This is a genomic window from Bacillus sp. FSL E2-0195 (assembly GCF_038003645.1).
Lineage (GTDB): Bacteria > Bacillota > Bacilli > Bacillales > Bacillaceae_G > Bacillus_A > Bacillus_A mycoides.
On sequence record NZ_JBBOPN010000001.1, the window covers coordinates 3,782,575 to 3,794,538 of the forward strand.

Sequence of the window (11,964 nt, forward strand, 5' to 3'; positions counted from 1 at the left end):
TCCCTCCGCTACATTAACATTGTTGGATTAAAATCAATTGAGATTTGTAGCTCTTTTTGCATTTCTGCTTGATAATGTTCATTTACCATTTTGAGCACGTTCTTTAAGTTTGGTTCCCGTTTGTATTTTATCATGCATTGGTAACGATATCTATCTTTTATCCTTGGAATTGCTGAAGCAACCGGCCCTAACACCATCGTTTGCCTTGAACAATGCGTTCGTAAATGACCGACAATTTTTTCCGTCACTTGGACTGCCTTTAATAACTCCGGATGAGATACAGTTACAAGTACAACGTAGTAATATGGCGGATATTGTCTCATTTGCCTCATTTGCATTTCGTGCTCATAAAATACATCATATTGTTGATTCTTTGCTAATTCTACACTGTAATGTTCCGGCGTATACGTTTGAATTACAACTTCACCTGGCAATTCATGTCTTCCTGCACGTCCACTCACTTGTGTCAATAGCTGATACGTCTTTTCACTCGCCCGAAAATCAGGTAGATGAAGCATCGTATCCGCCGTTAAAACGCCAACAAGCGTCACCTTCGGAAAATCAAGCCCTTTTGCAATCATTTGTGTTCCAAGTAATATATCTGCTTTCTCTTCACCAAACGCCTTTAATAATTTTTCATGCATTCCTTTACGGCTTGTTGTATCCACATCCATTCGAATGACCCGCGCCTCAGGGAATAGTTTTGTGATTTCTTCTTCAACCTTTTGCGTCCCTGTACCAAAGAAACGAATATACGTACTATTACAAGCAGGACACTCCGTTGGCATATTTTCCTCATGACTACAATAATGACACTTTAAACGATGGTTCATTTTGTGATATGTCAACGAAATATCACAATGCGGACATTGTACGACATACCCACAATCACGACACATCACAAACGTAGAATGACCCCTTCTATTTAAAAAGAGAACCATTTGTTCTTTTTTTTCTAATCGATCTGCTATTTTTTCATGCAGTGCCTTTGAAAACATTGAGCGATTTCCATCACGAAGCTCTTCACGCATATCAACAATTTCTACAGTCGGCAAAGCTTGTTTGTTCATACGTTTTTCCATTGTAAGCAACCCATAGACACCTTTTTTCGCTCTAGCAAACGATTCAAGTGTCGGCGTTGCACTTCCGAGAACGATTGGACACTTATGGTATTGTCCTCTCCACACTGCTACATCTCTTGCATGATACTTTGGGTTATCCTCTTGCTTATAACTTGATTCATGCTCTTCATCAATAATAATGATTCCTAAATTTTCGAATGGAGCAAAAATAGCTGAACGCGCACCAACTACAACTTTCACTTCTTTTCTTAATATCTTTCGCCATTCATCATATTTCTCGCCAACAGAAAGCGCACTGTGAAGAACTGCAACTTGCGAACCGAACCTACCTTTAAAGCGATCTACCATCTGGGGCGTTAGCGCAATTTCAGGAACAAGCACAATTGCTTCTTTTCCTTTCTCGAGCACCGCTGCTATAGATTGTAAATACACTTCAGTCTTACCACTTCCTGTAACACCATATAGTAAAAATGGATTGTAAGTTTCATTTGTAATTGATGACAAAATCGGTGTAATTACTTGTTTTTGTTCCTCAGTAAGCGGAAATGGTTTCGTTTGTTCAAAATCATCATCGTCATACGGACTCCGGTATACCTCTACATACTTTTCTGAGATTAGACCCTTTTTAACAAGTGCTTTTATTGGAGCATCTGTTATTTGTAATTCTTCTGTTAAATTTTTTAACGGTACACTTTTGTAGTTTTCTACAAAATAATAGAGTACATCTTGTTGTTTTTTACTTTTCAGTTCAAATGCTGCTAATTCCAATTTATCTGCCGGCAACTCCGGTTGAACTACTCTTTGTTTCTTCTTCTGCACTTTATCCTTTACTTGATAAACCAATTCAGTCGTACCATTTTTAATTTCTTGTTGAATAGTGCGATATAGGTGCGGCTGTGCTTCGATAACTTCCCAATCTATCGTTTCCTTCCCTTGAAATAAAGAAAGAATTTCTGGTGCTACTTCTTCTCGGTTACGAAGTTGCAGACGCTTTTTATATGTTGCTTTAATCGCCGTCGGAAGCATCACCTGAAAAGCTGAAATCATATAACATAACGTTTCACTTGTAAGCCAATACCCAAGTTTTAATAATTCATCATTTAAAACCGGAGTGACATCTAATATTTCATACAACGCTTTTAACTTTTTACTTTCTAGTTCAACCGAATCCTTTATGCCAATAATAAAACCTTGCAATTTCCTCGGACCGAATGGGACTACTACACGCATTCCTGTTTGCACGATATCTTCCCATTTTTTAGGGATAATATAATCAAACGGTCGATCTGTTTGACGTGCAGGTACATCAACAATTACACTTGCAAACTTCATACATAATCATCTTCTAACATCATTTCTATTTGCTTTAATATTTCACGAGCCACTTCTTTCTTCGTTAAAAGTGGCAGCTCAATGATTTCTCCATCTTTTCTATACATTGTCACAATATTTGTATCCGTACCAAACCCAGCTCCTTGCGCTTTCACGTCATTCGCAACAATCATATTTGCATTTTTCTCATGTAATTTTCTCGTTGCGTATTCCTCTATGTTTGTCGTTTCAGCTGCGAAACCGATAAGTAACTGTCGGTCCTTCTTCTCACCTAACGTTTTTAAAATATCCACTGTTCTTTCTAATTCAATTACAGCATCGCCATTTTTCTTTTTCATTTTATTATCATGAACATATTTCGGACGGTAATCTGCAACGGCTGCTGTTTTGATGACAACATCCACACTCTGATAATGCTGAAGGACTGCCTCTAACATATCTTGTGCAGATTCCACTTGTATTGTTGTGACATGTAATGGTGACTCTAATGCTGTCGGTCCTGACACAAGTATGACATCAGCACCTAAGCCTGCTGCAACTTCTGCGATCGCATACCCCATCTTTCCAGAAGAAAAATTCGTCATAAAACGAACCGGATCAATCTTTTCACGTGTCGGTCCAGCTGTTATTAATATTCGTTTTCCTTGCAATGGTTGTTGTTCCGAGAAAGCCTCTTCTAATCGTCCAATAATTGCTTCAGGTTCTTCCAGTCTTCCTTTTGCTACATAACCACATGCTAAAAAACCTTCCCCAGGCTCAATAAATGTATATCCTAATGTTTTTAACGTCATCATGTTTTTTTGAACAATTTTATTTTCATACATATGCACATTCATAGCAGGTGCAATCCACACTGGAGCTGTAGTAGCTAACAAAGTAGTTGTAATCATATCATCAGCAATACCGCCAGCTAACTTTCCAATGCAATTAGCTGTAGCAGGTGCAACAAGTACAACATCTGCCCAATCCGCTAAATCAATATGAGCAATAACAGCGGAGTCTCTCTCATCAAACGTATCCGTATATACATCATGGCGAGAAAGTGCTTGAAATGTAAGAGGCGTAACAAACTTCATTGCCGACTCACTCATCATTACTTTTACAAGAGCGCCAGCTTGTGTCAATTTACTTGTTAACGCAGCCGCTTTAAAAACTGCAATGCCTCCTGTTACACATAGAAGTATCTTTTTCCCTTTTAGCATATGACTCGTCCTCTTTCTTTTTCAAACTTATTCTACTGAAATAGAATTTCCAGCTCGTCAGTACCAGTATTTCGTTCCGTCTTTTTCGATTCCTTTTCATCCCTATCGTAAAAAAATAACAACCTACTTGTAAATAGGTTGTTACCGTTACATAGAAAATTATAAAGTCTATGTTTTAATTTGTCGAAAAGAATGTCTTAATCAATTATTGTGTCATCGCTTGGTACATATTTTAATACTTCTAAATCGATTTCTTCTAATGCTTTACCTACACATTTATAAGAAACAGGCTTTTCAATAACACAATTGTCAGCAATTTGCATTTCACGTGCACGCTTTGCAGCTACTGTTACAAGTGTATATTTAGAATCGATTTTTGTTAATAATGAGTCAATTGATGGATTTAACATAATTATAGACCCTCCGTCATTTCTTTATAGTATTTTGCCACTCTTTCGCGGCGGCAATGTTCACCAACCACAATTGCTTTAATTCGGTCGCAAGCTAATTCAACTTGATCGTTTTCTACAACATAGTCATAAGCGTCCATCATTTCGATTTCTTCTTTCGCTACAGTTAAACGATTTTCAATAACATCTTCAGTTTCTGTACCACGGCCGACAATTCGGTTCTTTAGTTCAGATAAACTTGGAGGTGCTAAGAAAATAAATACACCTGCTGGGAAGGCTTTCTTAACTTGAATTGCTCCTTGCACTTCAATTTCTAAGAACACATCTTTTCCTTCTTGTAACGTTTTTTCAACATAATCAATCGGTGTTCCGTAATAATTACCAACGAACTCAGCCCATTCAAGTAACTTTTCATTACGAATCATTTCTTCAAATTCTTCTCTCTCTTTAAAGAAATAATCCACACCATCTACTTCACCTTCACGCGGTTTACGTGTCGTTACTGAAATAGAGTACTGAAAACGTGTGTCTTCATGGCTAAACAGCTCTTTTCGAACCGTTCCTTTCCCGACACCAGAAGGTCCCGAAAGAACGATGAGCAATCCTCTTCTACTTCTCATAAATATGTAAAACCTACCCTTCCTCACTTAAATCTTCTTTATTATTCAAACGATGTGCAATCGTCTCTGGCTGAATTGGACTTAATACTACATGCCCATCATCCATAACAATAACCGCCCTTGTTTTTCTCCCATACGTAGCATCAAGCAAAGCATTATGTTCACGCGCTTCCTGTACTGTCCGTTTAATAGGAGCTGACTCCGGACTTACAATAGCAATAATTCGATGAGCAGATACAATATTTCCGTATCCAATATTTAAAAACCGCATGGCCATAGTTTGCGCCTCCTAGTAAGTCTATCCGATTTCTCCACCACGTATAACTTTATATATTTTTTGAAAGCTACTCAATATTTTGTACTTGTTCACGAATTTTTTCAAGGTTATTTTTCATTTCTACGACATATTTTGAAATTGTTAAGTCATTTGCCTTAGAACCTATCGTATTAACTTCCCTATGCATCTCTTGCACGATGAAGTCCATTTTCCTTCCAACAGGCTCTGTAATTTGCAGTGCTTCACGAAATTGATCTAAATGACTTTGTAATCGAACTAATTCTTCGTGAATATCTGAACGCTCTGCAAATATTGCTACTTCTGTCAGCAATCGTTGTTCATCTAAATCTTGGTTATGTAATTCTTTTAAGCGATTTTCTAATCGTTCACGATATTTTTGTGTAACAATTGGTGCATGTGGAATAATTGCATTTACACAATTATGAATCTCTTGCAAACGATATGCTATATCTTTATGTAATCGTTCTCCTTCGCCATCTCTCATCGTTTTCAACATATGAGCAGCTTGACGAACAGCTTCATATAAACCGGTTTCAAATTGTTCATTTACATTTTCTATTTCTTCAACTGCCGTTACTTCTGGCATTCCCATTAGTTGCCCGAGTGTAATAGAATCTTGTAATTGAAATTTCCCTTTTATATCTTCCATAATGGATTGGTACTGCTTGAGAAGTTCCCAATTCACAGTTAGTTTTCTTTCAACAAGCCCTTCGCCTGTTATACTAATAGACACTTCAATACGTCCACGGCGAACTTGCTTTGCAATTATTTTACGAATCTTGTCTTCAAACGCCATCATTTGCTTCGGAAGCCGAATACTCATTTCTAAAAAACGATGGTTCACCGACTTCATTTCTACTGTTATTTGAAAAGTATCGTTTTCTACCTTCGATCTTCCAAATCCTGTCATACTACAAATCATCTTTATCACATCCAAGCCATGAAATAACTCAATGAAAAAGGCAATAGAGATGCGACTCTACTACCTTCTGTAAATTATATCATATTTTCATATCATTGACTATTTCAAGTTTAATCCCTTCTTATATAACAGCGGCTTTTTCTTTTCCCCCTTTTTTCTTGTTAATAAGGATCCTACTAATAAGAAGGTCGGAATAGATGATAATCCTCCAATTAACAACCAATCTCGTGCTTGTATCGGCATTGTGCTAAAAATCGGCTGTAATGGTGGATAATATATAACTACAAGCATTAACAGTAAAGAAATAATAACCGCCCCTACTAAATATATATTTCCAAACGGGTTGCGATGAAATATAGAATGTTCACTACGACAATCAAATACATGAATAAGCTGAGCCAGTACTAATGTTGCGAAGGCTACCGTTTGTGCATACTTCAATTCATTCGGATGCTGGTTAAATGCAATAATAAACGCTACTAATGTCACTGCTCCGATTAAAAAACCACGACTTATAATTTTCCACGCAAGCCCTCTAGCGAACACCCCTTCTTTCGGATGGCGTGGTGTTCTCTTCATCACATCTCCTTCAGCCTTATCCAAACCTAATGCCATCGCTGGTAAACCGTCAGTAACTAAGTTCACCCATAAAATTTGAATTGGAACCATCGGCAATGGCAGTGCAAGTAACATCGCAAATAACATAACTAAAATTTCACCAACGTTAGATGCTAACAAATACCGAATAAACTTCCGAATATTTTCATATATGTTTCTACCTTCTTTAATCGCCGATTTAATCGTAGCAAAGTTATCATCTAACAACACAAGTGAAGAAGCTTCTTTTGCAACATCTGTCCCTGTAATTCCCATCGCAATCCCTATATCAGCTGTTTTAATAGCTGGAGCATCGTTCACTCCATCACCTGTCATAGCTACTATATGTCCCTTATTTTGCAGCGCCTTAACGATTTTCAATTTATGCTCAGGAGACACACGAGCGAATACATACGTATCTTCTACAATATCTTCTAATGCCTCTACATCCATATTCGCAAGTTCTACACCTTCAACAACGCGTCCACCCGCCGGTAAAACCCCTAGCTGTTCCGCAATTGCCATTGCCGTCACTTTATGATCTCCCGTAATCATTACCGTTCTAATACCAGCTTCCTTACACTCTTTCACCGCTTGCGCCACTTCTAGTCTTGGCGGATCTATCATTCCTTGTATTCCAACAAGCATAAAATCCTGCTCGACTTCTCTTTCATGTTCAATTGAATCTGTAGCTTTTAACGGTTTAAATGCCACCGCAATCGTTCGTAAAGCTTGACTTCCTAAACTATGAATCGCTGCCTGCACTTCTTTTCGATACATTTCACTTAAAGGCTGCTGCTTATTTCCCCACAAAATTGTTTGACTCATCTGCAAAAGAACATCTGGTGCTCCTTTTGTAATAACAAATTTTTTACCTTCACGATCACGAACGATAACGCTCATCATTTTTCTAGTTGAATCAAAAGGAAATTCACGAATGACTTCAAACTTTCCTTTAAGAGCTTCACGTGATATTCCCGCCTTCATTGCAGCAGCAACGAGAGCTCCCTCTGTTGGATCTCCATCTAACACATACGTCTTTTTCTTTTGAATAACATTCGCATTATTACATAAACAGCCAAATGTAAGTAGTTGATACAGTGATTTCGTCTTAGTAGGGTCAATTACTTCTTCACCTTTCATAAACGAACCTGTTGGCTCATAGCCTTGACCTGTTACTTTCCACAATTCTCCGCCTGACCACATATGTGTTACCATCATTTTATTTTGTGTCATTGTTCCTGTTTTATCTGAGCAAATAACAGAAGCACAGCCTAACGTTTCTACAGCTGGCAACTTTCGCACAATTGCCTTCTTTTTAATCATACGCTGTACACCAAGTGATAGCGCAACCGTAACGATAGCTGGCAATCCTTCTGGAATAGCTGCAACAGCAAGCGAAACCCCAGCCAAAAACATGTGATACACTTCATTCCCTTGATATACACCAGCTAGTACAACAAGAGCCGTCAAAATAAGAGCAACAATAATTAAAATTTTTCCAAGCTGTTCTAATCTTCTTTGTAATGGCGTTTCCATTTGCTCAGCATTTTGCAACATATTTGCAATTTGCCCCATAGCTGTATTCATTCCAGTTGCTACGACTACCCCTGTTCCAGCACCTCTCGTTATCATCGTCCCCATAAATGCCATGTTTTTTTGATCACCAATTGAAACATCTTGACCTTGTAACGCATCTACCTTCTTTTGTACAGGCAATGACTCTCCTGTAAGAGCCGATTCTTCAATATATAAACTTGAAGATTCCACAAGGCGAACATCCGCGCCAATACGGTCACCACTAGAAAATTTAATAATATCACCCAGTACAAGCGCTTTTGACGGTGCTTTTATCCACTTCCCATTTCTTAGTACAGTAACTTGAGGAGCTGCCAATTCTTTTAAAGCTTCCAACGATTTTTCAGCTTTCCTCTCTTGGAAGAAACCGAGGACACCATTAATAATAACAATTGCAACAATTGCAATCGAATCAATATACTCTCCTAAAAAAGCTGAAATAATTGTAGCACCAAATAAAACAAGTACCATAAAATCTTTAAATTGCGCTAAAAACACCATAAGCGCAGAAGGCCGCTTTGCTTCTTGCAATTCATTTGTGCCAAATTTCTTTAATCGGCCCTCTGCTTCTTGCTCTGTAAGACCTACCTCCACATTCGTATTCGTTCTTTCCTCCACTTCATGTGCTCGCATTTCATACCAGTTCATCCTGCCATCGACCTCCTGATTCCAGACATACTCTAATGAAAGCTTATTCAGCCTCGTCCAAAAAAATGCTATAATTAACTTTTAGTTAGAAAGGAGTGTTCATTCATGGCATTCGATGGATTATTTACAAGAGCAATTACACATGAAATTGCAAATTCTCTTCAAACAGGAAGAATTTCAAAAATATATCAACCCTCAAAATATGAAGTTTTATTACATATTCGAGCAAACGGAAAAAACCAAAAACTAATTCTTTCATCTCACCCTACATATGCGCGTATGCACTTAACAAATCAAAACTACAATTCACCAGCGCTACCGCCGATGTTTTGTATGCTTCTTCGCAAACATTTAGAAGGTGGATTTATTGAAAAAATTGAACAAATTGACTTAGAACGTATTATTCAAATTACAGTCCGCAGTCGCAATGAAATCGGTGACGAATCAGTAAAAACATTAGTAATCGAAATAATGGGACGACACAGTAATATTATCTTAGTAGATACGAAAACAAATGTTATTTTAGATAGCTTAAAACACGTTTCTTTAGCGGTAAACCGACATCGTACTGTATATGCTGGAGCTGAATATGTTGCCCCACCGGCACAACATAAAGTTAATCCGCTTCTTATCGAAACAGAAGATGATTTTATTAAACCGCTAGACTTTTTATCTGGCAACATGGACAAACAACTTGTCGGAGCATTCATGGGAATTTCCCCATTATTTGCAAAAGAAGTTGTAAAAAAAGCAGGTATGGCAAATGAAAAAGCATTATCTGAAGCTTTCTTCAGCTTGCAAAAACCTTTGCTAACACATCAGTACGTGCCAGCAATGATAACAGCAAATGGAAAAGAGTTCTTTTACCTATTCCCTCTTTCTCACTTACAAGGAAACGAAAAAACATTTTCATCTGTTAGTGAATTATTAGATCGTTTCTTCTTTGGTAAAGCAGAGCGCGATCGTGTAAAACAACAAGCTCACGATTTAGAACGCTTTATGCAAAATGAAAAAACAAAAAATGAAAAGAAGCTAATTAAACTAGAAAAAACATTACAAGATGCCGGAAAAGCAGATAAATATCAACTATTTGGAGAGCTACTTACAGCCAATATGTACGCTTTGAAAAAAGGTGATAAAGAGATAGAAGTCGTTAACTATTACGACGAAAATGGTGGGACTGTAAAAATCACATTAAATCCTTTAAAAACACCATCTGAAAATGCACAACGCTATTTCCAAAAGTACCAAAAAGCGAAAAATTCAGTTGCTATTGTAGAAGAACAAATCGTAAAAACAAATGAAGAAATTCTTTATTTCGATAGCTTACTTCAACAAATGGAGGTTGCTTCTTCAAAAGATATTGAAGAGATTCGTGAAGAACTGACCGAAGAAGGTTATGTACGTAATCGTAAGAAGAAAAACTCAAAGAAAAAACCGACAAAACCAGTATTGGACAAATATTTAGCTAGTGATGGCACAGAAATTTTCGTCGGTAAAAACAATAAGCAAAATGATTATTTAACAACGAAATTCTCCCGTCGTGATGAAATTTGGTTACATACGAAAGACATACCTGGGTCCCACGTTGTCATTCGTTCTCTTGAACCTACGGAAGAGACTTTACAAGAGGCCGCTAAAATCGCTGCTTATTACAGTAAAGCAAAAGATTCTAGTTCTGTTCCTGTAGATTTCACAAAGGTACGCCATGTCAAAAAACCGAGCGGTGCAAAACTTGGATTTGTTACATATGACAATCAACAAACATTATATGTAACACCAGATGCTGATACAGTAATGAAATTAAAAGCGTAAATATTAAAAAATGCGTTGCTTGCAAGCGACGCATTTTTTATATGGTTTCAATTCAGTTCATATATCCATTCACTCATTCATAACATCTTTCTTCCCTTCAATATTGTCAAAAAAATTGACAGTGTCATTTCACATCTGTATAAATTTTTTTACAGTATGTATATAAAGTGCACCTCCAATCAATATTTTTTCATCCCCCCACTGATTATTGAAGTAATCTTGATTTTATGAACAAACCGCCTCTCACAAATAGCGGGCTAATTTTTCATCTCCCCTAAAACATATGTAGTTCCTACTATCTTTTTTCCTCAAATATATATTTTGGCACGCTATTTGCTTTATTCAATACTGTGAAAAGGGGGAAATTAACATGACTTTAAGAATTAATAAAATCCAAAATCAACTACAAAAATATGAAATTGACGGATTACTTATTACAAAAAAAGAAAATCGCCAATATGCAACAGGCTTTACAGGCAGCGCTGGCGTCGTCTTAATCTCTGCGGATAAAGCGGTTTTTATAACTGATTTTCGCTACGTAGATCAAGCGAAATCACAAATAAAAGACGCTGAAATTGTTATGCATAAAGGAAATTTAGAGAAAGAAGTTGCAAATCAAGTATCGAAATTAAACATTCAAAAACTTGGAATTGAAGAAAATAACATGACATTACAACAATATAAAAACTTACAAAAATACGTACATGCGGAAATGGTTCAAGTGTGCGAAATCATCGAAAATATTCGTATTATTAAAGACATGCCTGAAATAGAAACAATGAAAATCGCAGCTAATATTGCTGACGAAGCATTTCACCACATCCTTACGTTTCTAAAACCAGGAATAAGTGAAAATGATGTACGAGATGAGTTAGAATTTTTCATGCGAAAAAAAGGGGCTACATCCTCTTCATTTCAAATCATTGTAGCTTCTGGTGTTCGTTCTTCACTTCCTCATGGAGTTGCATCAAATAAAATAATCGAACGAGGCGACGTCGTTACATTAGATTTCGGTGCACTTTACGATGGATATTGTTCCGATATAACACGTACTGTAGCAATTGGGGAACCATCAGAAGAATTCAAAAAGATATACAATGTTGTACGAGAAGCGTTAAAACGTGGGACGGAAGCAATTAAACCTGGGGAAACTGCGAAAAGTATCGATGATATAACGAGAGATTACATTACAGAACATGGATACGGTCAATATTTTGGACACTCTACCGGTCATGGTCTTGGGTTAGAAATACATGAACCTCTTCGCCTATCCCAAGAAAGTAAGGCTACTTTAGAAGAAGGTATGGTTGTTACCGTTGAACCTGGTATTTACATACCGAACTGGGGCGGTTGTAGAATTGAAGATGATATCGTCATTACAAAAGACGGATATGAAGTTATTACAAAATCAAATCGGGAACTAATTGTTATCCCTTGTTAAAATCATAGAAAAAAATGCC

The 11,964-nt window shown here is 37.1% G+C and carries 9 protein-coding genes; 2 read left to right on the forward strand and 7 right to left on the reverse strand.

All coding sequences use genetic code 11. From position 1 onward, the window contains the following. Positions 1-8: 8 nt before the first annotated feature. The 7 genes from priA to MHH59_RS19385 all read right to left on the reverse strand — a co-directional run bounded on the left by priA (position 9) and on the right by MHH59_RS19385 (position 8,689). The gene (gene priA / locus MHH59_RS19355; protein WP_201056865.1) at positions 9-2,414 is read right to left on the reverse strand and encodes a primosomal protein N'; all 2,406 of its coding nucleotides are present in this window, start codon (positions 2,412-2,414) and stop codon (positions 9-11) included. Then, entirely contained in the window at positions 2,411-3,616 is a 1,206-nt protein-coding gene (gene coaBC, locus MHH59_RS19360) for a bifunctional phosphopantothenoylcysteine decarboxylase/phosphopantothenate--cysteine ligase CoaBC (protein ID WP_340852136.1), read from the reverse strand. Before coaBC ends, priA begins: the two co-directional genes overlap by 4 nt. Before the next feature lie 197 nt (positions 3,617-3,813). After that, entirely contained in the window at positions 3,814-4,026 is a 213-nt protein-coding gene (gene rpoZ, locus MHH59_RS19365) for a DNA-directed RNA polymerase subunit omega (RefSeq protein ID WP_002014493.1), read from the reverse strand. 2 nt (positions 4,027-4,028) lie between these two features. Beyond that, a complete protein-coding gene (gmk, locus tag MHH59_RS19370) occupies positions 4,029-4,646 on the reverse strand; it encodes a guanylate kinase (RefSeq protein ID WP_002014492.1) in 618 nt (205 codons plus the stop codon). 13 nt (positions 4,647-4,659) lie between these two features. Further along, positions 4,660-4,923, reverse strand: coding sequence for an extracellular matrix/biofilm regulator RemA (gene remA, locus MHH59_RS19375; protein ID WP_001251456.1), 264 nt, complete (start codon positions 4,921-4,923; stop codon positions 4,660-4,662). 67 nt (positions 4,924-4,990) lie between these two features. After that, positions 4,991-5,866 carry a YicC/YloC family endoribonuclease gene (locus tag MHH59_RS19380; protein WP_002088227.1) on the reverse strand — a complete coding sequence of 292 codons (876 nt, stop codon included), beginning with the start codon at positions 5,864-5,866 and terminating at the stop codon, positions 4,991-4,993. A 99-nt stretch (positions 5,867-5,965) separates the two neighbouring features. Beyond that, positions 5,966-8,689: a calcium-translocating P-type ATPase, SERCA-type gene (locus tag MHH59_RS19385; RefSeq protein WP_340852138.1), complete on the reverse strand. Its 2,724-nt coding sequence runs from the start codon at positions 8,687-8,689 to the stop codon at positions 5,966-5,968. A 105-nt stretch (positions 8,690-8,794) separates the two neighbouring features. Here MHH59_RS19385 and MHH59_RS19390 point away from each other — a divergent pair, with 105 nt between their 5' ends. After that, positions 8,795-10,504 (forward strand): Rqc2 family fibronectin-binding protein, encoded by a 1,710-nt coding sequence (locus MHH59_RS19390; RefSeq protein WP_002128838.1) that lies wholly within the window; start codon positions 8,795-8,797, stop codon positions 10,502-10,504. Between the two features lie 370 nt (positions 10,505-10,874). Then, a complete protein-coding gene (locus MHH59_RS19395; RefSeq protein ID WP_002128840.1) occupies positions 10,875-11,945 on the forward strand; it encodes a M24 family metallopeptidase in 1,071 nt (356 codons plus the stop codon). Positions 11,946-11,964: the final 19 nt, after the last annotated feature.

Coding starts and splice junctions, on each gene's coding strand:
- priA (WP_201056865.1), bottom strand. CDS start 2,414: ATGAAGTTTGCAAGTGTAATTGTTGATGTACCTGCACGTCAAACAGAT.
- coaBC (WP_340852136.1), bottom strand. CDS start 3,616: ATGCTAAAAGGGAAAAAGATACTTCTATGTGTAACAGGAGGCATTGCA.
- rpoZ (WP_002014493.1), bottom strand. CDS start 4,026: ATGTTAAATCCATCAATTGACTCATTATTAACAAAAATCGATTCTAAA.
- gmk (WP_002014492.1), bottom strand. CDS start 4,646: ATGAGAAGTAGAAGAGGATTGCTCATCGTTCTTTCGGGACCTTCTGGT.
- remA (WP_001251456.1), bottom strand. CDS start 4,923: ATGGCCATGCGGTTTTTAAATATTGGATACGGAAATATTGTATCTGCT.
- MHH59_RS19380 (WP_002088227.1), bottom strand. CDS start 5,866: ATGATTTGTAGTATGACAGGATTTGGAAGATCGAAGGTAGAAAACGAT.
- MHH59_RS19385 (WP_340852138.1), bottom strand. CDS start 8,689: ATGAACTGGTATGAAATGCGAGCACATGAAGTGGAGGAAAGAACGAAT.
- MHH59_RS19390 (WP_002128838.1), top strand. CDS start 8,795: ATGGCATTCGATGGATTATTTACAAGAGCAATTACACATGAAATTGCA.
- MHH59_RS19395 (WP_002128840.1), top strand. CDS start 10,875: ATGACTTTAAGAATTAATAAAATCCAAAATCAACTACAAAAATATGAA.